Here is a 24,813-nt window from a genome sequence, read left to right on the forward strand (position 1 = left end):
CGCCCGCGGGCGGCCCGGGGCGGCTACAGGTGGCCGGAGTACAGGACGGACAAGAAGCGGATCAGCAGGGCCTCGCGGAGGTCGGGGGGCAGGGCGTTCAGGACGGCGTTCACCATCGCCATCTCCGGCCCGCCGGCACCGTTCAGGTCGACCCCGACGGTGCCGAGGAGCCCGGCGAACCCGGCGTCGTCGAGGCTGTCGAGATCGAGGCCCGCGAGGGCGTCCACCAGGCCGTCCGGGACACCCGCCGGGCCGGCGGCGCGGGCGGCGGCGGCCGAGTCGGCGAGCGCGGCCAGCAGCGCGTCGACCCCGGCGAGGCTCACCCCGGTCAGGGTGAAGTGCAGGTTGGCCGGGCTGCCCTGGAACGAGAGCTGGGGCTGAAAGAACCAGCCGCGCGATCGGGCCTCGCCCGCGACGACGAAGACGTCCAGCTCGGGATCGGCCGAGGCCACCGCGACCAGCGGGGCGCCCGGCTCGCCGAGGACGCGCAGGCCGGGGATCCGCGCGACGCCGGCGATGAGCCGCTCGGCCGCGCGCATCGCCTCGGCGGCCAGGTCGCGGTAGCCGTTCGCGCCGACGGCGTTCAGCGTCGCCCAGGCGGCGCCGAGCGGGCCCGCGCTCCGGCTGCTCTGCACGGTCGCGTTGATGACGGTGTAGCCGGGCCAGGCGGCCGAGGCGAAGTAGGCGTGCCGGCGGAGCGCCTCGTCGGCGAACAGCACCACCGACGCGCCCTTCGGCGCGTACCCGTACTTGTGCAGGTCGCAGGAGAGCGAGGTCACCCCGGGCACCGACAGGTCGAACGGCGGGACGGGCCGTCCGCCCTCGCGCAGCCAGGGCAGCACCCAGCCGCCGACGCAGGCGTCCACGTGGCACAGGACGCCCGCCTCGGCGGCGAGCGCCGCGATCTCCGCGACCGGGTCGAGGACCCCCTGCGGGTAGGACGGCGCGGACGCCACGACCAGCACCGTCCGGGGGGTCAGCGCCGTGCGGGTCGCGGCGGGGTCGGCGCGGAACGTCGCCGGGTCGACCGGCACCGCGACGACCTCCATCCCCAGGTAGTGCGCGGCCTTGTGGAACGCGGGGTGCGCGGTGGCGGGCAGCACCAGCTGCGGGCGTCCCTCGACGGGACGGGCGTCGCGGGCGGCCTTCACCGCGAGCATGATCGACTCGGTGCCGCCGCTGGTGAAGATCCCGGGCGTGTCCGCGCCGCCGCCGAGCCGCCCGGCGACCGCGCCGACCACCTGCCGCTCCAGCGCGACGATGCTCGGGAACGCGGTCGGGTCCAGGCAGTTGACCTCCAGCATCTCCAGGTAGGCGCGGGCGGCGACGTCGTGCACCTCGGCGCGTCCGGTGTCGTAGACGTAGGCGGTGACCTGCCCGCCGCGCACGGGCAGGTCGGCGGTGCGGTACCGGGCGAGTTCGGCGAGCAGCTCCCCGGCCGGGCGGGAGGTTTCGGGGAGGGACGGTTCAGACGGCATGGCGGTGGGTGTCTCCGGTACGTCGGTGGGCGGCGGCCAGCCGGCGGTAGGCCAGCAGCATCGGGACGCTGAGCGCGAGCAGCAGCGCCGGCAGGAGGGTGAACCCGGCGGTGAGCCCGGTCAGCGCGGACCCGGACTGGTCGGCGGGGGCGTCGAAGCCCGCGGACTTGAACGAGGTCACGGCGAGGATCAGCGCGAACGCGCCGGGGCCGAGGGCGAGCGCACCGGTCTCGGCCGCCGTCCACAGCCCGGTGAACGCGCCCGACTGGGCGTGCCCGGTGCGGCTGGTGTCGGCGTGCACGGTCTCGGGGAGCAGCGTCAGCGGGAACAGTTGCGCCGCGGCGTAGCAGCCGCCCACGAGCACGGTCAGCCCGAGCACGGCGCCGGTGGATCCGGCGGAGACGGCCGGGTAGAGGGCGGCGGCCGTCAGGGCGAACGCGATGAGCGCCGCCGTGTAGCAGGGCACCGGCCCGTACCTGCGGGCCAGCAGCCGCCACAGCGGGACGGCGACGGCGCTCGGCCCGACCATGCAGACGAACATCAGCGAGGTCAGCCCGTAGTCGCCGAGCCGGTAGGTCGCCGCGTACGGGGCGCCCGCCAGCATCACCGCCACCGCGAGCGTCTGCGCGACGTACGCGCCGAGCAGGGCGAAGAACGGCCGGTTGCCACGCGCGGTGCGCAGCGCGTCGACCAGGCGGAGCGGGCGCGGCCCCGGGCTGGACGGGACCCAGCGGGTGGACAGGGCGCTGGCCAGCATCGCGGCGCCCATGAGCAGCCCGATCACCGCGCCCATCAGCGCGTACCCGCCGCGGCCTCCGCCGGCGCCGTCCGCCACCGCGGGCGCGAGGCCGCCGGCGAGCAGGATGCCCGCGGTCAGGCACACCACCCGCCAGGCCATCGCGCGGCCCCGCTGCGCGGGCAGCGGCGAGATCTCGGCGGGCAGCGCCACGTAGGGCACCTGGAAGCAGGCGAACGCGCTGGCCGCCAGCAGGAACGCCAGGCCGACCCAGACGGCGGCGAATCCCGGGGAGTCGACCGGCACGGCGAACATCGCGGCGAACAGCACCGGCAGCGCGACCGCGCCGGTCAGCAGCAGCCGGGTGCGCCGCCCCGTCCGCACGGCCTCGCGGTCGCTCGCGGCGCCGACGACCGGGTTGAGCACCACGTCCCACGCCTTCGGCACCACCAGCACGAACCCGGCGATCACGGCGGACACACCGAGCACGTCGGTCAGGTAGTAGAGCAGCAGCAGTCCGGGGACGGCATTGAACACGCCGGTGCCGACCGACCCGACCCCGTACCCGAGCAGCCGCCCCCGCCCCAGCACACCCCCGTCCACCACGCCGCCTTCCACCGCGCCGCCCGTCCGCACGCCGCCCTCCGCCGCGCCACCCGCCCGCACGCCGTTCCCCCGCGCGTCTTCCTCCGAGGCGGTCATCCCTCGACTCCCGGCAGCCGCAGCGATCCGGCGACCAGCCGGTGCAGATGCGCGCGGAACCGGGCGAGCTCGCGCGGATCGCGCAGCCCGCGGCGCCGTCCGTCGTCGTCGAGGACGCCTCCGCGGCAGAACCCGTGCGTGCACCAGACGACGGTGTAGGCCGTGTACTCCACGTCCACCCCGGGGCCGACGACCGTGCGGACGGCGCCCGCGACCATCTCCATCAGCGGCTTGGCGTAGAGGCCCTCCAAGTGCGCGACGTCGGCGGCGTCCGAGAGCCAGCGGTGCATCCACAGCGCGGGGACCTCGGGGTGCTCGACGCAGAAGTCGAGGTAGCGGTCGAGGATGAGCAGCACCCCGGCCGCGTCCGGGGTGCTCTCGGCGACCGCCGATTCGAGCGCGTCCCGCTCCAGCCGGTGCGCCTGCTCCATCACCGCGAGGTAGAGGTCGCGCTTGCCCCCGACGTGGTAGGCGACGGTGGCGATGTTGAGCCCGGCCGCCTCGGCGATCAGGCGGGTGGACGTGCCGTCGTAGCCGAGCGCGGCGAACAGCCTGGTGGCGGCGCCGAGGATGCGCTCACGGCCGGATTCGCTGGTCATCCGCCCACGGTAGGCACCGACCCGGGCGCCGGTCAATCACTTGATGGAGACTCCTGCGACGTGCCCGGCCAGACCGTCAGCACCATCTCCATCTCCAGCCGGGACTCCGGCCGGCATGTGCTCGGCGCAGCGGATCAGCCGCTCGGACGGGAGGATCCCGCGGCGGGCCAGCGGCAGCGCCTCGCGGGCCCAGCGCAGCGACCGCGCCGTGTCCTCGGTCCGGACCGTCGGGCCCATCGCCGCCCCCCAGTCGCGCAGGGCCGGGTCGAGCAGCCGGCGGCGCCGGTGCTCCAGCTCGCCCGCCTCCTGCGCGCGCCTTGGTGTAGCCCTCGGGGGCCGCGCGGGCGATCTCGTCGAGGAAGGCGAAGATGGCCTCGGCGATGCTGGCCAGGGTACGGCGCGAGACGTTGGTCTGCTCGGACTCGGCGGCCAGCCGGCGCCAGGCGACCCGGGCGCCGAGCCGCAGCAAGGTCTGGAGCACGTCGAGGCTGCGGCCCTCCCAGGCCTCGGCCCGGCCGATCTCCCGGTAGACCCCGGCGACCGCCTCCCAGGACGACTCGGGGGTGCCGATGAGGTCGACGAACTGCTGGAGCGCGCCCTCCACGGCCAGCCGCACCAGCCGCGCGTACTCCCCGTCGTGCGGACGCGAGTACTCGGGGATGCCGGCCAGGATCTCGTCGATCATCTCCTCGGCCAGCGTGTCCAGGTGGGGCCGGAACAGCTCGGACAGTTCGCACGGAACGCCGACCCAGGGCTTCAATGAGAGCCCGCCCTTGTCACCGCATTGACAAAGGGACTCCCCTGACCGCCCGGCCGACCGGGCCCTCCGGAGGACCGCCTCTCGGGTCTCCTCCACGCGTCGCCGGGCGTCCGTCAGACTCCGGCTTGGAGGCGGAGGCCTGCCAGGGTCAGGTCCAGCGCGGCGAGGAACTGCTCCTTGTCGTCGTGCCCGTCGAACTCCTCGACGATCTCGTGCACGAAAGGGAACTCCCCGGCGTCGAGCGCACGCCAGGTCTGGGCGTAGCGGCTGAAGAACTCATCGCGGTCCACGGTGCCGTTGAGCACTTCCGGGGGAGGCTCTTGCCCCATGTCGATGGCGTTGCCGACCACGACGCCGACGATCGCCGACACGGCGTGGAACTGCTGCAGCGGCGTGAGGTCGAGGCGGAGCGTCTGCTGCCCCAACGCCTCGTAGAGCCGCAACGAGTTGCCCTGGACCTCGATGTTGCTCATGAAGTTCCCCCCCAGCCAGGGCCGGTCGACGATCGCGTCGAACAGCGTCACGGCCATCACGCGCAGGTCGTCGATCGCGTCGCTGCTCCCCCTCTGCCTCTCGATGTCGGTCAGCACCCCGCCGAGCACATGATCGATGGCGCGGTCTACAAGATCGTCTTTGCCCGAGACATACCAGTAGATGCTGCCGACGCCGGTGCCGAGCCGGGCCGCGAGGGCCCGGAGCGTCAGCGCCGACTCACCCGCCTCGTCGAGCAGGGCCACGGCCCCGGCCAGCACGGCCTCCATGGAGTGCGAGGCGCGTCGACGTCCCCGTGAAGGACGGTCGGCGGGTCGTGGTCGCGTGCCTGTCATGGCACTCATTCAATCACGATTTGCATCATCATCGAACCGCGTTCTATCATGGAACGTCGTTCGATAGTCGGCGACGTTCTGAGAGGAGGTCGACCGTGACCACCACCGACGATCCAGCTACAGCCTCTGCAACCCGCACCTACCGGTCCCTGCACGCGGCGTGGATTCCCCTGACCGCGCTCTGCCTGGCCTTCTTCGTCGAGATGGTCGACAACACGCTGCTCTCGATCGCGCTGCCCACGATCGGCCGCGACCTGGGCAGCGGCACGACCGCCCTGCAGTGGGTCACCGGCGCGTACTCGCTGACGTTCGGCGGCCTACTGCTGACGGCGGGTTCGATGGCCGACCGTCTTGGGCGCCGGCGTGTGCTCCTGATCGGCCTCGCCGTGTTCGGCCTGCTGAGCCTGTGCGTTGTCGCCGTCACCACCGCAGGGCAGCTCATCGCCTTGCGGGCCGGTCTCGGCATCGCTGCTGCGGCGATGGCGCCCATCACCAACTCGCTGGTCTTCCGGCTGTTCGACGACCAGGCGCTTCGCATGCGCGCGATGACTTTGATGATCGTCGTCGGCATGTCCGGGTTCGTCCTCGGCCCGCTGCTGGGCGGCACCGCCCTGGCCCACGTGCGGTGGGAGTGGCTCCTGGTGGTCAATGCCCCGATCGCCCTGATCGCGGCCATCGGCGTCCGGCTCGGCGTCGCGGCCGACCGGTCCGAGGACCTGACCGACGACAAGCTCGATCTGCCGGGCGCCATCCTGAGCGTCATCGCCATCGGCCTCGCCTGCTACTCGCTGACCAGCGGTGTCGAGCAGGGATGGCTCTCCACGATCACGCTCGGGTCGATCCTCGGCGCCGTGGCCGCGGCCGTCGCGTTCGTGCGACACGAGCGCCGCAGCGCATCGCCCATGCTGGACCTCGGCCTCTTCTCCAACGGCACCGTCCGCGGCGCCGCCATCGCGCAGATCGGGACGTCCATCGCGATGGCCGGCGTGATGTTCGGGCTGATCCTCCACTTCCAGTACGCCTACGGTTGGAGCCCCGTGCGGGCCGGCCTGGCGAACCTGCCGATCATCGTGACCATGATCGCCGCGACCCCGCTGTCCGAATGGCTCGCGAAAAGGTTCGGCCACCGCATCGCCTGCCTGGTCGGCGCGGCCTGCCTGGCCGGATCGCTGGCCGGCCTGGCCTGGGGCGTCGACCATGGGTACACCGCCATCGCGATCTCCATGGTCGTGATGACCATCGGACTGCGCACCGTCATGACGATCTGCGCCATCGCACTCGTCTACGCGATGCCGGACAACCGCACCTCGATCGGCACCGCGCTCAACGACACCGCACAGGAGGTCGGAAGCAGCGTCGGCACCGCCGTGATCGGCACCATGATCGCCGCACTGGTCACCACACAACTGCCCGCAGGCACCTGGAGCAGTGGCCTCGTGGCATCGTTCTTCCGCGGCGAGCGGATCACCTACGCCGTACTGGCGGTGATCGTCGGCCTGATCGCGGCAGGCGGTGCGCTCACCCTCACCGACTCGCACTCCACCGAGGAGCACGGCTGAGCGCGCCGGTCCCGCGTTCGTTCTGATGTGGTCGTCGAGTTGTCGGCTGTTTCTAAGTAGGGTGATCGTCTGAGTCAAATGCTATTTGACTTGCCTCATATCACTACTTTTGCCGGACCTTAATGGGTGATTTCAACTCCCGATGGGAAACGTTCGGCCTAGACTGTTAGCTGTTCAATGATCGGACGACCATTGAACAGCCCGCCGACTGTTGACCTTGGAGGACACGGATGGCCCGAGGGTGGGAGGCCGACCCGACCGCGTCGTTGTCACGACGGCTTGGCCTGTCGGCGAAGGACCTGGACAGTACAGGTGGGCGAGATGGCTGCCCTGACATCTGGGAGCTGGACAACGGCGACATCGCGGTGATCGGGCGCGATCTCACCACCTCCTATCGTGGACGGCTCCCAGCGGATGTGAGTGTTGCCGCTGATGAGCGGCTCGTGGTGATCCCGCGCCGTATGCTGCTGGCCGCCAAGCCGGACATCCCGGATGCCTGATCCCTACGTTCTGGACGACGCCGCGGGGACCCGGCTCCAGCTCCAGGACTACAAGGAGGACTTCAAGGTCAGCCAGTGGGACGTCAAGGGCCAGGCGTCATGGAAGCTCGAACGCGGTCAGCATTTCCGCGAGCCGGGCTTTCCAAGCTGGGAGGCATTCGCCCGCGGCGATTGGGATAAATCCCTCCAACTCATGGACGAGGAAAGAGAGTTCCTTGCCGAGTTCACCGGGAAGGCGAAGGACAAAGGGATAGACCTGTACCGCGTACGCGTGGTGCAGCAGCCCATTGATCCCTACCTGCAATGGGAGCTCCACCTGCTGAGGCTCCGGGCGGAATGCGGCGAGCTGATCCGTGTCGCCAGCATGGAACATGTCACCGAATACGAATCTCAAGGACCACTCCCAGAGCTCGTGACGTTCGGCTCGAAGATCCTCTACCGGGTCGTCTACAACGACCGAGGCGAGCTTGCCGGCGCCGTGAAGTTCTCCTCGCCCGAGACCATCGCCCAGGCCGCGAGTTTGACTCGCGAGCTCTACGAGCACGGCGAGGACCTGGAGTCCTTCTTCCACCGCGAGGTCGCCCCGCTTCCACCACCGCACGGCGAATCGGCCGGAGGTTGATGGACCAGCCCTCGGATGGGAAGACCTCCTCGACATTCTCCGGGAACGCGGGAGAGGTCGTGCAGGCCCGTGACATCAGCGGAGGGGTCCACCTCCACCAGCGGGGGAGCGTACCTCGCACACCGCGGCAACTCCCGGGGAGCGCAGCGGGGTTCGTCAACCGCCGCCAGGAACTCAAGGCGCTCAACACCGCGCTGGCCTCAGGCGGGCATCCACTGACAGTGGTCGTCGGCACGGCCGGAGTCGGCAAGACCTCCCTGGTTCTCCGTTGGGCGCACGACATCCGCGACCGCTTTCCCGACGGGCAGCTGTATGTAAACCTTCGCGGCCACGACCCCGGCCTCCCCATCACACCGAGCAGAGCCCTTGAAAGCTTCCTTTCAGCGCTCGGCATCCCGCGTACCGAGATCCCCAGCGGCACCGACGAACGATCGGCCCTGTACCGCTCGCTTCTGGCCGGACGGCGCATGCTCGTGGTCCTGGACAACGCAGCGACGGTTCCACAGATACGACCGCTGCTCCCCGGCACGCCGGAAAGCCTCGTGCTGGCGACGAGCCGGAACCGGTTGTCAGGCTTGGTCGCCCGGGACGGCGCCCACCGGATCACCCTGGGGCTGCTGAACGAGCCCGACGCGATCGAACTCCTCGGCAAGGTGGCCGGCGGCCACCGCCCGAAGCAGGACGTCACACGGTTCCCCGAACTGGCCCGCCTCTGCGCGCGGCTGCCCCTGGCACTGAGCATCGCCGCCGAGCGCGTCGCAAGCCACCCGTGGATGACACTCGACGATCTCATCAGCGAACTGCACAGCGAGACCGCACGATGGACCGCGCTGACCGCCGAAGAGGGTGAGGAGACCGACGCCGTCCACACCGTGTTCTCGTGGTCCTACCGCGCGCTGCCGACGGCGGCGGCCCGGCTGTTTCGAACCTTGGCGTTGCATCCCGGCCCGGACTTCGGAAGCCGCGCGGCCACCGCGCTGGCCCCGGCCGAGCCGGGAGAGGTCCAGCACTGGCTGGATATCTTGACCGGAGCGCACCTTCTCGAACAACACGCGCGTGACCGATATCAGTTTCACGACCTGCTGTGGAGTTTCGCGATGGACCAGGCCCGGCGGGAGGAGGCTCCAGAGAGCCGGCGGGTGCTCTCTCAGAGGGTCCTCCTCTGGTACCTCCGCACGGCCGATCAGGCACAGAAATGGATCAACCCGAACGAGCCGCGCGTAACTCTCGACCCGCCCGACGACGCCCCTGAGCCGATTGCGTTCGACTCCTACGCCGAGGCTGTCGGCTGGTACGACCTCGAACGCGGAAACCTGGTCACCGCCACCAGATCGGCAGCCGCAGCAGGACTGCTCGACATCGCCTGGAGACTTGCCATCGTGCTACGCGCGATGCACATGCGGTTCAATCAGTTCGACGACTGGATCACCACCGCCGACCTCGGTCTGAAAGCAGCCAGGCGATCCGGGAACCGTCCCGCCGAAGCCGAGCTGCTGGAGAGCCTCGGCATGGCCTACGCGCAAAGCCACGACCTCCCCCGAGGCGCCGAACACCACCAGGCCGCCCTGGAGATCCGCCGCGAGCTCGGCGACCGGACCGGCGAAGCGCTCTCATTGAACGATCTCGGCCTGCTCCACCTGCGCAGCCACCAGCTCAACGAAGCCAAACACATGCTCGAACAGGCCCGCGCCCTCTTCGGCGACCTACAGGACGCCTCCTGGACACCGGTCGTCACAGCCAACCTCGCCGAAGTGCTCGCCGAACTCCAGCAGTACACCACGGCCGAGGACCTGATCCACAGCGCCCTGGCCTCCTTCCGGGCCGCCGCGGACGCCGGCGGAGAAGGCAACGCGCTCCGTCTACTCAGCCTGTCCCGGCGCGGACACGGCGACGCGGCAGGCGCCCTGAACGCCGCCGAGTCAGCGGTGGCGATCTCCCTCCAGCACCGCAACCAGATGTGGGAGGGCTACTGGCTACTCGAACTCGGCCACGCCCAACACCTCGCCGGAAGCCCCGACGATGCGTTGGCCACATACGACCGGGCCGCCCTACTCCAACGACGCATCGGCGACCGAGTCCGCGAAGCACTCGCATGGAAGCACGCCGCCGACGTCCACCACGGCCAAGGCCGGCACGACAGGGCGACCGAGCTCCATACCCGCGCCGCCGAGGTATTCCAGAACCTCGGAACCCACTGGCCGCACGCGACCACACTCGCCTGCCTCGCCGAGGCCCAATACGCCGGCGGCCGTCACGCCTCCGCCCAGGACACCTCAACGGAGGCCCTCCGGCTACTCGCCCCGTTCACCGACCCCACCGCACAAGCCGTGAAAGCGCGCATCCGCGCCCTGGGTTAGCACCCAGGTACGGCATCGCCTCAACCAGCGGTACGACCAGAGTGTGACCCAACTCGGTGAGCGTGTACTCGACCCGTGGCGGCAACTCCGGGTACATCGTCTGGACCCACCACTACCATCGGCCCCACACCGCCTGCGGCGATCAGCCGTCGGCCTCATGACCGACTACCGCTAGCGGCCAGCACTGCCGCGAGGCCTTCTTGTAGATCCTTGACGAAATACTCGGGAATCTCCAGCGACGGGAAATGTCCCCCAGTTTCGGGCGACTTCCATCGGACGATCTGTCGGTACCGCTCCTGTGCCCAGGGGCGCGGACACTTCTCGACGTCGCGCGGATACATACTGATTGCCGACGGGACGTCGACCCGAAGTTCTGGGTCGAGTGAGTTGTGGCTTTCGTAGTAGATGCGGGCCGCCGATGCACCGGTCCTGGTCAGCCAATACAGGGTGACGTTGTCAAGGATGCTGTCCATGGAGATCGTCTCGAACGGGCTGTCTTCGGTGTCTGTCCACTCAGCGAACTTGTCGAGGATCCAGGCGAGAAGACCGACTGGTGAGTCGACGAGCGAGTAGCCGATGGTCTGCGGTCGGGTCGCCTGCTGCTTCGCGTACGCCGCGCGGTGGCGCCAGAAATCGCGGGTTTCCTCGGTCCACTCGCGCTCGACCGCCGTCAGCCCGTCCGTTGTCAACCCGGGTGGCGCCTCCGCGAACGTTGTGTGGATGCCGAGAACGTGCGCCGGGAACCTGCCGCCGAGAACCGTGGTGATATTACCTCCCCAGTCGCCGCCGTGGGCTGCGAACTCGCTGTAGCCGAGCCTTCCCATCAGTTCCACCCATGCGGCCGCGATCTTTTCGGTTCCCCACCCGGTGGTGGCCGGCTTGTCGCTGTAACCAAAGCCTGGTAGCGACGGCAGCACGACGTGGAACGCCGGCGCGTCTGCATCTTTCGGATCTGCCAGCTCGTCTACTACATGGACGAACCGTCCAATGCTGTCTGGCCAGCCGTGTGTCAAGAGCAGAGGAGTGGCATCTGCGCGCGCGGATCGGCGGTGCAGGAAGTGGATTCCCAGATCGTCAATGGTCGTGCGGAACTGGCCGATCCGGTTGAGGCGCTCTTCGAACGACCGCCAGTTGTACCCGGTGCGCCAGTAGTTCACGACGTCCACGAGGTCGGCGAGAGGAACTCCCTGTTCCCATCGGCGCGGGTCGGGTGCGGCGCGGTAGACCGTCTCAGCTTCCGGCAGCCGTGCTGCGGCCAGTCGCGCGCGCAAGTCGTTGAGGTCAGTGTCGGTCGCGTGGGCTTCGAACGCTTGCACGTCGCTGGTTTGACGGTTCACGAGATGCCCCCACCGGGGTGAGCTGACGTGGCGACAACGCCACGACCGATGACGTCCGCGGCGTCGGTGACGCACCGGTGTGTGGACATGAGACCTCCTGGTCATCAGTGGAACCGACTTGGGGCCTACCGGAACCGGCTAAGACGGTTCTAACAGGTCTCGGCGTCGGCGTGCAACCGGCTAAGGTGGTTCCATGAGCGCTCGATTCCCTGACTTCCGTCTCGGTAAGGTGCTGGCGACCAGCTTCACCGGGACCCTGTCGGAGCGTCATGGCGACGCTGTGGAGCGCATCCCCGCGCCGAACCGACTCGTCGACTGGCTGGCGGTGAGCGGCCTGGCCGTGGAGTCCTGCACCACCGTCCAGCTCGAACGCGCCTGGGAGCTGAGGGAGTCAGTTCACGCCGCTGCGACAGCGGCCGCGCGCCGAGACCCTCTCCCCGTAGCTGCCGTCCATGTCATCAATGGCTGCAGCACTCAGGGTCGAGCCGCGGCCATCTTGACGCCCGAGGGCGATCGGCAATGGCGACTTGGCTCGGCTTCCTCCGTGGAGGATGCCCTAGGCGTTATCGCCGCCGACGCGATCAGCATCATCGCAGGCGAACGAGACGGAAAATTGGCCTTGTGCGCATCGCCAACCTGCCAGGCCGCCTTCTTCGACACCAGCCAAAGCCGCACCCGCAAATGGTGCGAGATGAATACGTGCGGGAATCGTCAGAAGAAGGCGCGCTTCAATGCCTACAAGCACGAGAACTCCGAATCAGCAAAGTAGTCGTTGCTCTCGGTGCATCCAGGTGGGCCGCGCCCCGCACCCGACCCACGGAGGATCACCATGCCCCCCGCACTCCCGCTTGTGACGCTCACCGGCGCGCAGGCCAACACCATCGCCCAGCACATGCATTCCGGGATCGCCATCGAACCCCAGCGGGGCGACCCGCGTGGCATCGCGGCCGACTGTCTAGCCATCCAGGAATCCATCGGCTGGCACGATGAGGCCCTGCCACAGGTCCACATAGCACTGACCGCGCGGCAATGGGACATCGCCGTCGCCGAAATCGACCGGGCCACGCTCGCCTGCTTGAGCGCCGGTGAATCCGAAGAAGCCGACGCATGCCTGCACGCCCGCGACACCATCCTTGACCATTTACGGCTACCGGCGCACGACCCGGGACCACCACAGCACGCGGAGCTGCGGTTCGGCCTTGGCGGCGCCGCCGGCTACGTGCTGCGCCAACCCGCATGGCGGGGGAAACACATCGCCATCGACACCATGCCTGCCCACGACGACCCCCGCGCGACACGGATCGGCGGCACCTTTGGCGGAGCGGCCCTCCTCGTCACGACGCGGGTGCGAGAAATTGATCTCGACCTTCACGTCCTGCCGACGGCGCCCGAGCCACCCACCGGGGGAACGGTCGCCGAAACCAGCCAGCAATGGACCAGCTATCCCCACCCGGAACTCGTGTGCGTGGTCCCCGGAGGGCAGCACGAACATGTGGCGACGCTTTCCACCCACATCTGGCCGCATGTCATCTACCGGGTACGACTCACCGTCACCACGACCGCCACCATGGAGAAGCACCTCGTACAGATCTGGCCCGGACACGTCACGACGGGCTGGTAGCGCCGCTGTCCGAGACCCCACCACCTCTCCGGCCATGCCGGCCAGTAGAGCCGAGTAGCCCATCGGGCCGAGCGTGGTCGCTTGCGCAACTCCCTCATGGCTTCGAGCTCCGACGCGAGCCGCCCGAGCATCAGCCGGGCCGTCATGGGGTCGTCCCCACCGTCCGGAGCGCGCTCTTCACCTGAAGCACGGCCACGGTCGGGTTGTCGGCCTCGCACAACCAGACGGGACTGTCGCCCCAGGTGAACCAGCAGCGGTCGCCGTCGCTCGCGCGGCGGCGGCACCCGACCTCCACCCCGCGAGAGCCCGCCCCCGCCGTCACACGCACGAGCCGCTCACCGAGCCTCTCGACCGTGAGCTTGTGCCCTTGCAGCATGACCGCCAACACGGTCGCCAACGCCGCCTCTTCCGATGGGGCCAGCTTGGGGGCATCGTTCTGAGGAGCGTCGGCCGCCGTGTCCTTCGTCATTTTGCGCCGCCCGATCCCTTGCGGCGCTGCACGTAGCGGCGGACGGCGGGTAGGTTCAGCGGCCCGTCCGTCGCCAGCTCGGCGACCGCCTCCATCTCCGGCCTCAGATACTGCCGCGGAGCGTTCTCGACGTTCTGGAAGACCGAGATCACGCACGTCTCCTCCCAGCGCCCCACTGCCTTGGTCGTGATGCCGGTGAGGGCGGACGCCTCACGCCCAGCGATCCATGGGCCCTCAGCGGAGGTCATGCCGTTGGCCTCGGCGACTTGGCCGAGTTGCCTGCGCGGATACTTCGAAATCGTCAAGGTCATGACGCTGCTTCCCCTCCATCTGGGTCCTGATCTGGTGTGCTGCCGCGCTCACGCCGTTCGCCGGCCGGATGGCCTTGCCACTGCGCAGGTAGACGAACCACCACACGCCACGGAAATAGACGAGCCCGATAGTCACCGCCCATTCCGGCGCTTTCACCGGGACCACGTCCAAGGCCACGTAGCTGTTGATCACGGTGAACGCCGTGATCAACCCGGGAGCCCGATCGAGCTCCCGCGCGAGGCCACCGAGGAGCGCGACCCGCTCGCTCTGCGGGATGACCGTCTCGGGCGCGCGCATCCGCACCACTGCGGGCGAAGGCTGCGAGGCGCGGTGTTCTGCCGAACCACGTGTGTGGGTTCCCACGACTCACACTCCCGGCGCGCTGTTGTTGTCTGCGGGCTTGGTGATCGCCGCTATCTCTTCGCCGTGGTCGACGGTGTCGCTGCGGGGCATGTCGGAGTTCATGAAGCGTCCTCTGTTTCGGTGAGGGCACCAAGTGGATCCGGGCGCTCGGGGATGACGGCGTCGTACGGCACCAGTAACAGGCTGTTTGTGAACTTCTAGCGGGCCTGCCGTCGATATGGTTCACTGCTTAAACATTTACTGTGTTGCTCAGCGTCGCCGTCTCTGGACGAACGGTCAACGATCTATACAGAAGGGGTATGAGCTTCAATCAGTTCCTCCACTGAGTGAATGTTTGACCTAACTGATCGGGGAAGCTGCCGTAGTGGAGAAGGGACGCGCATGGCGGGACTGAGCGCCAACGACATCGCGGCGGTTCTGCGAGATCGAATCCTCAGAGCAGACTCGCCGTACCCGCGGGGATCGGACTTCCCGAGCCAGCGGACACTCGCAGCCGAGTTCGGCGTGAGTGACAGCACCATCAACCGCGCGCTACAAGGGCTGCGCAGGCAGGGCTTGATCAGCCTCGGACAAGGACGAAAGACAAGGGTGACGTACATGCCACAGATCACCAGGGACGCACGCGACCGGTACACCGAGCCGAAGCGCGCCGAGGATCGCGGCGGCTTCGCCGCCGAAGCACGCCGTCAGGGGATGACGCCGCGCTCGGAGACCACTGTGCGCCGAGAGGTGCCCCCGCCCAGGGTCGCCGAACTCCTGGGCATCCAGCCGGACAACGAGGTACTCGTCCGCGATCGCGACATGTACGCGGACGACATTCTCGTTCAGAAGGCCCCGTCCTACATCCCGGGCGACATCGCCTTCGGCACGCAACTGGAGGACCTCACCCAGCCCACGGGCGGGATGCTCACCAGGATGAAGGAGCTCGGCTTCGAGGAGATCTACGCGGACGAGTACCTCACGCTGTCCCGGCCCCCCACGGGGAAGGAGCTGGACTACTTCGGCCTCCAGGACGACCAGCCGGTCTTCGAGCTTTACCACGTCGCCTACGACGCCACCGGTCGCGCGGTCGAGGTGTCCTGGCATCGTGGCCCGGTGCACCTCTGGGGCGAGTTCGTCTACCGCGTCCAGATGAAGAAGCCGTAGACCACGCCCACGGCGGGGGACCTGGACCTCTGACCGGCTTGCGGCGGCCCCGGCGGGTACTCCTGCCGGGGCCGCCGTGTGTCCAGGTCGGTCCGCGGGCCGTGAGGACCGGGGCCTGTCCGTGGTGCGGGCCAAGGGCTGCCTGTCACCATCGGGTGACTCACTCTCGCCGGGGCGGGAGCGGGTGGTACAACCGTTGCATGAAACGCAGTGACGCGGCCGATATGCGACAAATGCCGGTCCTGTCGAAACGGCCGAAGAAAATGGCGAAGCACAAGAAAGAAGCGGAATGTTCGCCGTGCAACGGCAAGGGCGGGAAGTGGGAGTCTGACGACGGCAACAAGATCTGGAGGCCGTGTGCTCTGTGCAACGGGACGGGGAAGCAGTGAACGCCCTTGACGTCATCGCAGCCGTTCCCAGGGAACCGTTCATCCCAGATTTGATCTTCGTACGCGACGAGGTGGGCCGGCTGGTGCCGCTGCACCGCTCCGATGATCCGGAGCAGTGGCGGGAGCAGGTAGAGGCGGACGGCCCTATCGTGACTCGGGTCGAGCCTGATCCTTTCCTGCCCGCCGGGGTGTGCGACCCGGCGACCGGGAAGGGGATGATCTCCACCGGTTCCAGCAGCGCCCCGTTCATCATGGCCCGCCTCATCGAGGCCATGGAACTGGAGGCCGGTATGCGGATTTTGGAGATCGGCACTGGCACCGGCTACAACGCCGCCGTCCTCGCCCGGCTCGTCGGGACGGGGAACGTCATCAGCGTCGAGATAGACCCGGTGGCCGCGGCACTGGCCCGGGAGGCTCTGAAGTCTGTGGGCCTCCCGGTGAAGGTGGTCGCCGGGGACGGGGAGGCGGGTTACCCGCCGGGGGCGCCCTATGAACGGATCATCGCCACGGCGTCCGCTCACACCGTGCCTTACGCATGGGTTCGGCAGGTCCGGCCGGGCGGGCTGATCGTTGTTCCGCTGGCGCCGACAGTTCATCCCGACTGGCCCCTTGCGGCACTGCGGGTCCGAGACGACGGCACGGCGCAGGGACGGTGTGTCGGCCCCTCGCCGTTCATGCCGCTCCGTGCCCAGCGCGCGAGCGCGCGGAGCGTCCAGGACGCGGAGGAACGCTGGGAGGCGGCCGGCAGGCCGGAGCCGACCCGGTACGGCATCACCGTGACCCCAGGGGGACAGCACATCTGGCTCGACTCGCCCGGTAACCCGGTCGGCTGAGCCGCTAGGAAGGGGTGGCTGCGGCCAGTGCGCCTGCTAGGACGAGCCGGCCGCCGGTGCGGACCATCGCGGTGACCTCGTCGACCGGGCGGTGCAGCGAGGCCAGGCTGACCAGCGCGGCCAGCAGGATGTGGCCGAGCACGATCTCGACGTCGTCGCGGTCGGGCACCGGGTCGCCGATCGCCGCCGACAGCCGGTCGCGGACGAACAGGAACAGCACCGTGCGGGCGGCGTCGACGCTGGAGTCGTCCGAGGTCACCGCCTGGATGATCGCCGAGGTGAGGGTGCGCTCGGACGCCGCGACCTCGACGATGCGCTCCAGGAGCGCGGTGAGCCGCTCGACCGGGGTCTCGCCGACCGCGAGGGCGTCGATGTCGTGGGTGATGCGGTGCGCCCAGGTCGCGGCGACCTCGGTCAGCAGGTGGTCCTTGGTGGCGAAGTAGCGGTAGACGGTGGCCCGCGCCACACCCGCGCGGTCGGCCACGTCGTGCATGGTGACGGCGGGGTACCCGCCCTCCAGGGCCAGGTCCCTGGCCGCGTCGAGCAGCCGCTCCCTGCGGGCCTGCTGATCCTTGCTCAGCGTCCGCGTGACGGTGATCCGCACATCGCCGCTCAAGGCGTCCTCCTCGTGGTGGCGCTCCCATCCTCTCGCACATTCGATTCTCGCGAGCGAACCTCCATGTTACGGACACACGGCCTATCGCTTGCTTGGGTGCGACGTTAATCTAGACCGGAGTCTCAGACTAGGAGGCCCCCATGACACCCTCCCCTCCCCCCTCTCCCGGCACGGCCCTGCGCGGCACGGGCGCGCTCGTCACCGGCGGCGGCAGCGGCATCGGCCTGGCCTGCGCGCGGCGGCTGGCGGCCGACGGCGCCGACGTCACGCTCTGCGGCCGTACCGAGTCGCGGCTCAAGGAGGCCGCCGCGGAGATCTCCGCCACCACCGGCGCGGCCGGCGTCCGGTACGTCGTCGCCGACGTCACCGACGAGGAGCAGGTCGAGGCGGCGGTACGGGCCGCCGCCGCGCCCGCCCCGCTGCGCGCCGTCGTGCACAGCGCCGGCGGCTCCACCTCGATCGGGCCGCTCCCCCGGCTCGACACCGACGCGTGGCGGGCCACGCTGGAGCTGAACGCGACTGGCACGATGCTGGTGCTCAAGCACGCGTCCCGGCCGATGGCCCGCGCGGGCGGCGGCGCATTCGTCGCGATCTCCTCCATCGCCGCGTCCAACACGCACCGGTGGTTCGGCGCGTACGGGGTGTCGAAGGCGGCGGTCGACCACCTGGTGCGGCTCGGCGCCGACGAGCTCGGCCCCGCCGGGATCCGGGTGAACGGGATCCGCCCCGGCCTGGTCCGCACCGAGCTGGTCGGCGACCTCGCCGAGGCGGGCCCGATCCTGGACGACTACCTGGCCTGCATGCCGCTCGGCCGGATCGGCGAGCCCGACGACGTCGCCGCGGCGGCCCGGTTCCTGGCCGGGCCCGAGTCGTCCTGGATCACCGGGCAGGTGGTGAACGTCGACGGGGGCCACCACCTGCGCCGCGGCCCCGACTACCGGTCGATGTTCGAGCCCATGTTCGGCGCGGACGCGCTGGGCGGGGCCGCCCCCGAGGAGGGATCCACGTGACCGGCCCGGACCTGCCGTCGATCGACCTGCTCGACGGTGAGATGTACGCGACCGACCCGTGGACCGTCTACGCCCGGCTGCGCGCCGACGCCCCCGTCCATCACGACGCGGCGAACGGCCTGTGGGGGATCGCGCGGCACGCCGACGTCTTCGCGATCGAGCGCGACCCGAGGACCTGGACCAACTCGGGCGGCTACCGGCCGCAGCTCCCGTCCGACCCGTCCATGATCGGCCTGGACGATCCCGAGCACATGCGCCGCCGCCGCATGGTCTACCAGCGGTTCACCCCGCGCGGCGTGGCCGGCTACGCCGACCGGATCCGGTCCACCGCGGTCGAGTGCATCGAGACCGCGCTGGAGGCCGGGACGGTCGACGCCGTCCCCGCGCTCGCCGCGCCGCTGCCGGCCCGCGTGATCGGCTGGCTGCTCGGCTTCCCCGAGGAGGCGTGGCCGCAGCTCGTGCACTGGTCGGAGACCGCGGTGTACGCGGGCGGCGGGCGCCGCTACGTCACCGACGAGGCGACCCTGGCGGTCGGCGAGTTCGCGCTCGCGGCGCTGGAGATGGCCAAGGAGCGCCGCGGCTGCCCGGCCGACGACCTGCTGTCGGTGTGGTCGAACGCGGGCGCCGACCCGGCCGGGCCCGGCTACGACAACGAGCAGCTCGCGCACGAGGCGCTACTCCTGCTCGTCGGCGGCGCCGAGACCACCCGCACGGTCATCGCCACCGCGATCGACGCGCTGATCCGGCACCCGGACCAGTGGCGGCTGCTGCGCGAGGACCCCGGCCGCATCCCGGACGCGGTCGAGGAGTTCGTCCGGTGGACGACCCCGATCCTCAACATGTGCCGGGTCGCCGCCCGGGACGCCGAGGTCGCCGGGGTGACGATCCCGGCGGGCGGGCAGGTCCTGCTGATGTACGGCTCGGCCAACCGGGACGGGGCGGTGTTCGACCGGCCGGACGTCTTCGACGTCACCCGCCCGCCCGGCGACCACATCGCGTTCGGGCTCGGCCCGCACTTCTGCCTGGGCGCCTCGCTGGCCCGGCTGGAGCTGCGGATCTTCTTCGAGGAGTTCGTCGCGCGGGTCGGGTCGGCCGAGCGCGCCGACGACGAGGGCCCGCGCATCCTGCGCAACGCGTTCGTGCGCGGGGTCACCGCGTTCCCCGTCGCCCTCACCCCCCGGGGCTGACCCCCGGGCCCCTCCCCCCTTCGCATCGAGGAGGCCGATCGTGCGGTCGTTCAACCTGGCGGACCTGTTCGAGGTGGTCGCCGACGCCTGCCCCGGCCGGACCGCGCTGGTCGCGGCGGGGCCGCCGGGCGCCCCCGCCGCCCGGCTCACCTACGCCGGGCTGGACGCCCGCGCCAACCGGGTGGCGCACCACCTGCGCGGGCAGGGCGTGGGCCCCGGCGACCACGTCGGGATCCTGGCCCGCAACCGGGCCGAGTGGCTGGAGGCGATGATCGGCTGCTTCAAGCTGCGCGCGGCCCCGGTCAACGTCAACCACCGGTACGTGGCCGGGGAGCTCACCCACCTGCTCGGCGACGCGCGGTGCGTCGCGCTGGTCGCCGAGCGGTCCTTCCTGGACGCGGTCGAACGCGACCGGCTGCCGGGGCTGCGGCACGTCCTGGCCATCGACGGCGACTACGAGGACGCGCTCGCGGCGGCGTCGCCGGAACGCGACTTCGGGCCGCGGTCCTCGGACGACCCGTACATCCTCTACACCGGCGGGACGACCGGGCTGCCGAAGGGCGTGCTGTGGCGCTGCGAGGACATCTTCGTGGCGGCGATGGGCGGCGGGAACTTCGGCGGGACGCCGGTCGCCGATCCCGCCGAGCTGGCCGCGTGCGCCGGCCGCGATCCGCTGTGCGCCCAGGTGCACGCGCCGCTGATGCACGGCGGCGGCCAGTGGATCACCTGGATCACGCTCACCACCGGCGGCACCGTGGTGCTGTGGACCGGCCAGCACTTCGACGCGCGCGGCGCGCTGGAACTGGCGGCGCGCGAGCGGTCGCAGATCCTGATGCTGGTCGGCAACGGGATGGCGGCGCCGGTCGCGGCGGAGCTGGCCACCGGCGCGCACCGCGACCTGGCGGTCTTCGCGTTCGGGTCGGGCGGAGCGCCGCTCTCGGCGGCGGTCCGCGACCGGCTCACCGCCGCCGTCCCGGGCGCGTACGTGTCCGACAACCTCGGCGGCTCGGAGACCGGCGCGATGGGCACCGCCGAGGGCGACGGCCGGTTCCGGCTCGGCCCCGAGTTCGCGGTGCTGGACGGCGACCTCGGCCCGGTCGGCCCCGGCGAGGAGGGCGTCGTGGCCAGAACCGGCCACATCCCGTCCGCCTACTGGGGCGATCCGGAGAAGACGGCGGCCACCTTCGTCACCGGCCCGGACGGGCGGCGCTGGGCCCTGCAAGGCGACCACGCCCGCGTCGTCGGCGACGGGACGGTCGTGCTGCTCGGCCGCGGTTCACTGGTCGTCAACACCGGCGGCGAGAAGGTCTTCGCCGAGGAGGTCGAGACCGTGCTCCGCGCCCATCCGGCGGTCGCCGACGCGATCGTGGTGGGCACGCCGGACGACCGGCTCGGCCACCGCGTCACCGCCGTCGTCCAGCGGGACGACGGGCCGGACGCCCCGGCGGCGGACGCCGAGAGGCTCGCCGCGCACTGCCGGGAGACGCTGGCGGGATACAAGGTGCCGCGGACATTCCACTTCGTCGGCGCCGTGCAGCGCACGCCGGTCGGCAAGCCCGACTACGCCTGGGCCCGATCGGTCGCCGAACCGGCCGCCCGGTCCTGACGCCGGCCCCGCGCCCCCGGCCCCGCCCTCGCCGTCGCACCCGTCCGCGTGCCCGCCCTCGCCCTCGGACCGACGGCCCGGCCGCCCGCCCCTGACACGGGCGGCCCGGTCGTCCGGCCCTGGGCGCGGGCCCGCCCGTTCGGTCCTCCCGGACTGGCTGTGCCGGGAGGACCGGACGGGCCCGTGCGGGCGGGTCCTGGGGTGCTCGCCCGCGTCGTCCCGGTCAGACGACGTCGAGCTCGCGGCGGCGGGCCGACCACTGGAGGGAGTGCCGGATCGCGTCCTCGATCGTGTACTCGGGCTTCCACCCGAGCAGCTCGTGCGCCTTGGCCGGGTCGACGTAGGCGCCGACGACGTCGCCCGGCCGGGCGGGCGCCTCCTCCGCCTGGAACCGGTCGCCGACCACGCCGCGGAAGGCGTCGGCCAGCTCGCGGACGGTGGTCCCGTCGCCGGTGCCGAGGTTGATGACCTGGTAGCCGCCGGGCCCCCCGGGCCGCGCCGGCGGCGGGACGATCGCGTCGAAGCGGGCCGCGGCCTCGGCGAAGGCGCGGGCGATGTCCCACACGTGGATGTAGTCGCGGATCGCGGTGCCGTCCCGGGTCGGCCAGTCCACCCCGGTGATCTTGAACGGCACGCCCAGCTCGTACGACTCGATCATCTTGCCGAGCGCGTGCGTGGGCTTGCTGCTCTGGAGCCCGGTGCGCATCCGCGGGTCGGCGCCGATCGGGTTGAGGTAGCGCAGCGACACCACCCGCAGCCCGTAGGCCGCGCACAGGTCGGCCAGCAGCAGCTCGGCCATCATCTTCGAGCGGGTGTAGGGGTTCTGCGGTTCGAGCCCGGACTCCTCGGTGACCGACAGGTCCGGGCCGGGGCGGTACATCCCGGCGGTGGACGCGAAGATCATCCGATCCGCGCCGTTGCGCACCAGGTGCCCGGCCAGCTCCAGCGTCTTGGCCAGGTTGACCTGGTAGTACCGGTGCGGGTCGGTCATCGAGTCGGGCACCACGATGAGCGCGGCGCAGTGCACCGTCACCCCGATGTCGGGATGGTCGCGGAAGATCTGGTCGAGCAGCGCGCCGTCGCCGATGTCCCCCGTGTAGAAGATCTTCCCGGCGGCGAACGCCGCCCTGCCGGTGACCAGGCTGTCGAGCACCACGGGGGTCACCCCCCGCTCGGCGAACGCCGAGGCGATCGTGCTGCCGATGAACCCGGCTCCCCCAGTGATCAGGACTTTCATGTGGCATCCCCTGAGCCGTCGCGTCCCCTGTAGTCGTCCCGCACAGCTTCGGCAGGCCCCGTCGGGCGGTCAACGGCGCGTCCGGCCGCTGACCGGGACCGGACGCGCGACAACCGGGACGGCCCCCCGGGCGTCCGCGCCCGGCTCTTCCGCCGGCCCCGCCCGCGCGGCCATCGGCGCGCCCTGGGGCCGCGACGGGCGGGTCCGGAACCGAAGTACAGCGTTTGCGGGATCCGCCGGGGCCGTCCGGCGGTCATCGTCGGGGGCATGCGGCACATCCGGGTCCTCATCGTGGACGATCACGCACTCTTCGCCGAGGCACTGTCCGCCCGGCTCGCCAGGGAGCCCGACCTCGTGCTCCTGCCGGTGGCCGCCGACGTCCGGCGCGCGCTCGCGCTCACCGCCACCGAGCGGCCGGACGTGCTGGTCCTGGACCTGACGCTCGGCGCCGAGAACGGGCTGGACGTGCTGGACCGGGTCCGCGAGCGGCATCCCGAGGTGCGGGTGGTCGTGCTGACCGCGACGGACGGCGTGGACGCGATGGTGCGGGCGGTGCGGCGCGGCGCGGTCGGCTGGCTGCCCAAGACCGAGAGCGCCGAGCTGGTCGCGCGGGTGATCCGCTCGTCCGCCCGGCGCGGCGGCTGGATCCCCCCGGACCTGCTCGGCGAGGTGCTGCGCCGGCTGCTGGCCGCGGGCCCGGAGCCGAGCGGCGGCGCCCGGCTGCTCGCCGAGCTCACCCCGCGCGAACGCGAGGTGCTCCAGTGCATGGTGGACGGGCTGAACCGCGCGGAGATCGCCGACCGGCTCGGGCTGTCGGCCAACACCGTCCGCACCCACACCCAGAACCTGCTGGCCAAGCTCGACCTGCACTCGGCGCTGGAGGCGATCACCCTGGCGATGCGCGCCGGGATGCGGCCCGGCCGCCAGGACTGATCCCCTCCCGGCCGGGGCGCCGCGCGGGCCGTCCTGATGCAAACGACGTAGCGGGCCATCGTCTCGTTGGGCGATTCGCAGGTGAGTCGCACGTTCTTACGCTCGGCCTGACGAAGCCGGAGGGAAGATCGTGGAGATCGACGAAGTGGCCGCCCGCGTGGTCCGCACCTACTGGGCGCTCCTGCTGATCATGACGGTCCTGCCGCTGCTGGTCGTGGGGTTCGCGCTGAACGGGCAGGATCCGCCCGCGGCGGCCGGGACCCGGATCCAGGCGAGCAGCAAGGCCACCGACGCCGCCCCCGGCGACGCGGGCGTCAGCATCGTGGTGAGCCAGGTGAAGGCGTTCGCCACCAGCCGCAACCTGATGGACCGGGTGCTGTCGGAGCAGCGGCTGACCCGGTCGCCGGCGAAGCTGGCCAAGGCGATCTCGGTCACCGGCCTCGGCACCTCCACGGTGGTGGAGCTGACGGTCAAGGACACCGACCCGGACGCGGCGCGGCGGCTCGCCGACGCGCTCGCCGCCGCGGTGGTCAAGGAGATCAACGACTCCAACCAGGGCTCGATCACCAAGCAGATCGACGCCATCGACAAGCGCGTCCGCGACCTGGAGGGCCGGCTCGGCCCGCTGTCGCGCCGGGCGGGCGCGGTGCCGAACCCCGACATCGCCGCGGGCAACGAGCGGGAGCGGGTGCAGGCCGAGCTGACCGACCTGCGCAGCAGCCGCAGCGAGCTGCGCACCGAGCTGTCGGCGACGGGCACGGCGACGGTCGTGCAGCCCGCGGTGCTGGCGCCCAAGGACGACCCGGTCGTGATGATGGCGGCGATCGCCGGGCTGGTCGGGCTGGTCGCGGGCATCCTCATCGCGGTGGTGCGGGAGGTGTTCCGGCCGACGATCCCCGGGCAGCAGCGGGTCGCCCGGCGGCTCGGCGTGCCGCTGCTCGGCTGGGCCGACCGCGGGCCCGTCGAGATGGCCGCGCTCGGCCGCCGGGTGCGGCTGGCCGCCAAGCGGGAGGGCGTCGCGCAGGTCACGCTGGTTGGCGCGGGCGGCGGCCCGCTGCCCGCCGAGCTGGTCTCGGCGGTCGCGGCGGCCGTGTACGGGGACGAGACCAAGGTCGTCCCGTCCCGTCCCGCCCGGCGCGCGGACCCGTCCGGCGGCGGCGTCCCCGGCGGGAAGTCCGGGACGGGACGGGGCGGTGGCGGCGCGACCGGCGACGGCGCCGCCCCCCGGACCGCCAGGGTCAAGGACGAGGACACGGACGCGGACGCGGGCACGGACGCCGGCGCGGGGGCCGCGTCGGTCAACAGCGACGGGCCGAGCACCGGGAGGAGCACCTCGGTGGTGCGGTCCGGCGCCCGCACCGCGGTGATCCCGAACAAGCCCGGCGGGGTCACCGCTCCCGCCGGGACGGCGCGGGCGGTCCCGTTCCGCACCGCGTGCCACGTGCACGCCTTCGAGGACATCGACCCGGGTGCCGACGACGAGGTCGGCGTGGTCGCGGTGGTCGGGCCGGTGACCACCGTCGCGGGCCTGGAGTCGGTCCGCGACCTGGTCGCCGCGTCCGGCTGGCCGCTGCTCGGGGTCATCGCCACATCGCGACGGATCAAGGGGTAGCC

General features: G+C 71.0%; 25 protein-coding genes and 1 pseudogene. 14 read left to right on the forward strand and 12 right to left on the reverse strand.

Annotated features, from left to right (window positions below):
• Positions 1-23: 23 nt before the first annotated feature.
• From QP090_RS27290 to QP090_RS27310, 5 genes are all read right to left on the reverse strand, one after another.
• Positions 24-1,478: a pyridoxal phosphate-dependent decarboxylase family protein gene (locus QP090_RS27290; protein WP_285942273.1), complete on the reverse strand. Its 1,455-nt coding sequence runs from the start codon at positions 1,476-1,478 to the stop codon at positions 24-26.
• On the reverse strand, positions 1,468-2,916 hold the full coding sequence (locus QP090_RS27295; RefSeq protein WP_285942274.1) for an MFS transporter: 1,449 nt from the start codon (positions 2,914-2,916) through the stop codon (positions 1,468-1,470). The genes QP090_RS27290 and QP090_RS27295 overlap by 11 nt, the downstream gene beginning before the upstream one ends.
• On the reverse strand, positions 2,913-3,515 hold the full coding sequence (locus QP090_RS27300) for a TetR/AcrR family transcriptional regulator (RefSeq protein ID WP_285942275.1): 603 nt from the start codon (positions 3,513-3,515) through the stop codon (positions 2,913-2,915). The genes QP090_RS27295 and QP090_RS27300 overlap by 4 nt, the downstream gene beginning before the upstream one ends.
• A gap of 76 nt (positions 3,516-3,591) precedes the next feature.
• Positions 3,592-4,275: a PucR-like N-terminal domain-containing protein gene (locus tag QP090_RS27305; protein WP_285942276.1), complete on the reverse strand. Its 684-nt coding sequence runs from the start codon at positions 4,273-4,275 to the stop codon at positions 3,592-3,594.
• A 113-nt stretch (positions 4,276-4,388) separates the two neighbouring features.
• The gene (locus tag QP090_RS27310) at positions 4,389-5,036 is read right to left on the reverse strand and encodes a TetR/AcrR family transcriptional regulator (RefSeq protein ID WP_285942277.1); all 648 of its coding nucleotides are present in this window, start codon (positions 5,034-5,036) and stop codon (positions 4,389-4,391) included.
• Between the two features lie 161 nt (positions 5,037-5,197).
• Here QP090_RS27310 and QP090_RS27315 point away from each other — a divergent pair, with 161 nt between their 5' ends.
• The 4 genes from QP090_RS27315 to QP090_RS27330 all read left to right on the forward strand — a co-directional run bounded on the left by QP090_RS27315 (position 5,198) and on the right by QP090_RS27330 (position 10,140).
• Positions 5,198-6,661, forward strand: a complete 1,464-nt coding sequence (locus QP090_RS27315) for an MFS transporter (protein WP_285942278.1) — start codon at positions 5,198-5,200, stop codon at positions 6,659-6,661.
• A 230-nt stretch (positions 6,662-6,891) separates the two neighbouring features.
• Positions 6,892-7,161, forward strand: coding sequence for a hypothetical protein (locus QP090_RS27320; protein WP_285942279.1), 270 nt, complete (start codon positions 6,892-6,894; stop codon positions 7,159-7,161).
• Complete coding sequence (locus QP090_RS27325) at positions 7,154-7,783, forward strand: DUF6879 family protein (RefSeq protein WP_285942280.1); 630 nt, start codon at positions 7,154-7,156, stop codon at positions 7,781-7,783. The genes QP090_RS27320 and QP090_RS27325 overlap by 8 nt, the downstream gene beginning before the upstream one ends.
• Positions 7,784-8,004: 221 nt before the next feature.
• A complete protein-coding gene (locus QP090_RS27330) occupies positions 8,005-10,140 on the forward strand; it encodes an ATP-binding protein (RefSeq protein WP_285942281.1) in 2,136 nt (711 codons plus the stop codon).
• Here QP090_RS27330 and QP090_RS37745 read toward each other — a convergent pair.
• Together QP090_RS37745 and QP090_RS27335 are read right to left on the reverse strand one after the other, a co-directional pair.
• Entirely contained in the window at positions 10,088-10,237 is a 150-nt protein-coding gene (locus QP090_RS37745) for a winged helix-turn-helix transcriptional regulator (RefSeq protein ID WP_432763081.1), read from the reverse strand. The genes QP090_RS27330 and QP090_RS37745 overlap by 53 nt on opposite strands.
• Positions 10,238-10,295: 58 nt before the next feature.
• Positions 10,296-11,477 carry an epoxide hydrolase family protein gene (locus tag QP090_RS27335; RefSeq protein WP_285942282.1) on the reverse strand — a complete coding sequence of 394 codons (1,182 nt, stop codon included), beginning with the start codon at positions 11,475-11,477 and terminating at the stop codon, positions 10,296-10,298.
• 193 nt (positions 11,478-11,670) lie between these two features.
• Between QP090_RS27335 and QP090_RS27340 the strand changes: the two genes are divergently transcribed.
• Together QP090_RS27340 and QP090_RS27345 are read left to right on the forward strand one after the other, a co-directional pair.
• A complete protein-coding gene (locus QP090_RS27340; RefSeq protein ID WP_285942283.1) occupies positions 11,671-12,246 on the forward strand; it encodes a CGNR zinc finger domain-containing protein in 576 nt (191 codons plus the stop codon).
• Positions 12,247-12,327: 81 nt separating this feature from the next.
• The gene (locus tag QP090_RS27345) at positions 12,328-13,098 is read left to right on the forward strand and encodes a hypothetical protein (protein WP_285942284.1); all 771 of its coding nucleotides are present in this window, start codon (positions 12,328-12,330) and stop codon (positions 13,096-13,098) included.
• A gap of 142 nt (positions 13,099-13,240) precedes the next feature.
• Here the strand turns inward: QP090_RS27345 and QP090_RS27350 are convergent, their stop codons facing one another.
• Genes QP090_RS27350 through QP090_RS27360 form a run of 3 tightly spaced genes read right to left on the reverse strand, consistent with a single transcriptional unit; the run spans position 13,241 to position 14,176 of the window.
• Entirely contained in the window at positions 13,241-13,567 is a 327-nt protein-coding gene (locus QP090_RS27350; protein WP_285942285.1) for a hypothetical protein, read from the reverse strand.
• On the reverse strand, positions 13,564-13,815 hold the full coding sequence (locus QP090_RS27355; RefSeq protein ID WP_285942286.1) for a hypothetical protein: 252 nt from the start codon (positions 13,813-13,815) through the stop codon (positions 13,564-13,566). Before QP090_RS27355 ends, QP090_RS27350 begins: the two co-directional genes overlap by 4 nt.
• On the reverse strand, positions 13,802-14,176 hold the full coding sequence (locus tag QP090_RS27360) for a hypothetical protein (protein ID WP_285942287.1): 375 nt from the start codon (positions 14,174-14,176) through the stop codon (positions 13,802-13,804). Before QP090_RS27360 ends, QP090_RS27355 begins: the two co-directional genes overlap by 14 nt.
• A 447-nt stretch (positions 14,177-14,623) precedes the next feature.
• On the opposite strand from QP090_RS27360, the pseudogene QP090_RS37750 reads away from it, so the two are divergent.
• The 3 genes and pseudogenes from QP090_RS37750 to QP090_RS27370 form a co-directional block, all read left to right on the forward strand.
• A pseudogene (locus tag QP090_RS37750) lies at positions 14,624-14,824 on the forward strand (GntR family transcriptional regulator); the annotation flags it as partial.
• 15 nt (positions 14,825-14,839) lie between these two features.
• Positions 14,840-15,388 carry a UTRA domain-containing protein gene (locus QP090_RS27365; RefSeq protein WP_285942288.1) on the forward strand — a complete coding sequence of 183 codons (549 nt, stop codon included), beginning with the start codon at positions 14,840-14,842 and terminating at the stop codon, positions 15,386-15,388.
• A 439-nt stretch (positions 15,389-15,827) separates the two neighbouring features.
• Positions 15,828-16,610: a methyltransferase domain-containing protein gene (locus QP090_RS27370; RefSeq protein WP_285942289.1), complete on the forward strand. Its 783-nt coding sequence runs from the start codon at positions 15,828-15,830 to the stop codon at positions 16,608-16,610.
• A 4-nt stretch (positions 16,611-16,614) separates the two neighbouring features.
• On the opposite strand, the gene QP090_RS27375 is transcribed toward QP090_RS27370, so the two are convergent.
• The gene (locus QP090_RS27375) at positions 16,615-17,226 is read right to left on the reverse strand and encodes a TetR/AcrR family transcriptional regulator (RefSeq protein WP_285942290.1); all 612 of its coding nucleotides are present in this window, start codon (positions 17,224-17,226) and stop codon (positions 16,615-16,617) included.
• 140 nt (positions 17,227-17,366) lie between these two features.
• Here QP090_RS27375 and QP090_RS27380 point away from each other — a divergent pair, with 140 nt between their 5' ends.
• From QP090_RS27380 to QP090_RS27390, 3 genes are read left to right on the forward strand one after another with little or no spacing between them, the layout of a single operon-like run.
• Positions 17,367-18,236 (forward strand): SDR family oxidoreductase, encoded by an 870-nt coding sequence (locus tag QP090_RS27380; protein WP_285942291.1) that lies wholly within the window; start codon positions 17,367-17,369, stop codon positions 18,234-18,236.
• Positions 18,233-19,423 (forward strand): cytochrome P450, encoded by a 1,191-nt coding sequence (locus QP090_RS27385; RefSeq protein WP_285942292.1) that lies wholly within the window; start codon positions 18,233-18,235, stop codon positions 19,421-19,423. Before QP090_RS27380 ends, QP090_RS27385 begins: the two co-directional genes overlap by 4 nt.
• A 40-nt stretch (positions 19,424-19,463) precedes the next feature.
• On the forward strand, positions 19,464-21,029 hold the full coding sequence (locus tag QP090_RS27390) for an AMP-binding protein (protein ID WP_329522247.1): 1,566 nt from the start codon (positions 19,464-19,466) through the stop codon (positions 21,027-21,029).
• Positions 21,030-21,252: 223 nt separating this feature from the next.
• Here the strand turns inward: QP090_RS27390 and galE are convergent, their stop codons facing one another.
• Complete coding sequence (gene galE, locus QP090_RS27395; protein ID WP_285942293.1) at positions 21,253-22,266, reverse strand: UDP-glucose 4-epimerase GalE; 1,014 nt, start codon at positions 22,264-22,266, stop codon at positions 21,253-21,255.
• Between the two features lie 267 nt (positions 22,267-22,533).
• On the opposite strand from galE, the gene QP090_RS27400 reads away from it, so the two are divergent.
• Positions 22,534-23,199, forward strand: coding sequence for a response regulator (locus QP090_RS27400; protein ID WP_285942294.1), 666 nt, complete (start codon positions 22,534-22,536; stop codon positions 23,197-23,199).
• 130 nt (positions 23,200-23,329) lie between these two features.
• Entirely contained in the window at positions 23,330-24,811 is a 1,482-nt protein-coding gene (locus tag QP090_RS27405; protein WP_285942295.1) for a YveK family protein, read from the forward strand.
• The last annotated feature ends 2 nt before the right edge of the window (positions 24,812-24,813 follow it).

This window comes from Actinomadura xylanilytica (assembly GCF_030283145.1).
GTDB classification, from domain to species: Bacteria; Actinomycetota; Actinomycetes; order Streptosporangiales; family Streptosporangiaceae; genus Spirillospora; species Spirillospora xylanilytica.

Bases quoted from the DNA above. Each gene is read 5' to 3' on its own strand.
- QP090_RS27310 (WP_285942277.1), bottom strand. From the start codon at position 5,036: ATGGAGGCCGTGCTGGCCGGGGCCGTGGCCCTGCTCGACGAGGCGGGT.
- QP090_RS37745 (WP_432763081.1), bottom strand. From the start codon at position 10,237: ATGTACCCGGAGTTGCCGCCACGGGTCGAGTACACGCTCACCGAGTTG.
- QP090_RS27325 (WP_285942280.1), top strand. From the start codon at position 7,154: ATGCCTGATCCCTACGTTCTGGACGACGCCGCGGGGACCCGGCTCCAG.
- QP090_RS27300 (WP_285942275.1), bottom strand. From the start codon at position 3,515: ATGACCAGCGAATCCGGCCGTGAGCGCATCCTCGGCGCCGCCACCAGG.
- QP090_RS27365 (WP_285942288.1), top strand. From the start codon at position 14,840: ATGCCACAGATCACCAGGGACGCACGCGACCGGTACACCGAGCCGAAG.
- QP090_RS27400 (WP_285942294.1), top strand. From the start codon at position 22,534: ATGCGGCACATCCGGGTCCTCATCGTGGACGATCACGCACTCTTCGCC.
- QP090_RS27355 (WP_285942286.1), bottom strand. From the start codon at position 13,815: ATGACCTCCGCTGAGGGCCCATGGATCGCTGGGCGTGAGGCGTCCGCC.
- QP090_RS27380 (WP_285942291.1), top strand. From the start codon at position 17,367: ATGACACCCTCCCCTCCCCCCTCTCCCGGCACGGCCCTGCGCGGCACG.
- QP090_RS27295 (WP_285942274.1), bottom strand. From the start codon at position 2,916: ATGACCGCCTCGGAGGAAGACGCGCGGGGGAACGGCGTGCGGGCGGGT.
- galE (WP_285942293.1), bottom strand. From the start codon at position 22,266: ATGAAAGTCCTGATCACTGGGGGAGCCGGGTTCATCGGCAGCACGATC.
- QP090_RS27290 (WP_285942273.1), bottom strand. From the start codon at position 1,478: ATGCCGTCTGAACCGTCCCTCCCCGAAACCTCCCGCCCGGCCGGGGAG.
- QP090_RS27350 (WP_285942285.1), bottom strand. From the start codon at position 13,567: ATGACGAAGGACACGGCGGCCGACGCTCCTCAGAACGATGCCCCCAAG.
- QP090_RS27360 (WP_285942287.1), bottom strand. From the start codon at position 14,176: ATGCGCGCGCCCGAGACGGTCATCCCGCAGAGCGAGCGGGTCGCGCTC.
- QP090_RS27320 (WP_285942279.1), top strand. From the start codon at position 6,892: ATGGCCCGAGGGTGGGAGGCCGACCCGACCGCGTCGTTGTCACGACGG.
- QP090_RS27340 (WP_285942283.1), top strand. From the start codon at position 11,671: ATGAGCGCTCGATTCCCTGACTTCCGTCTCGGTAAGGTGCTGGCGACC.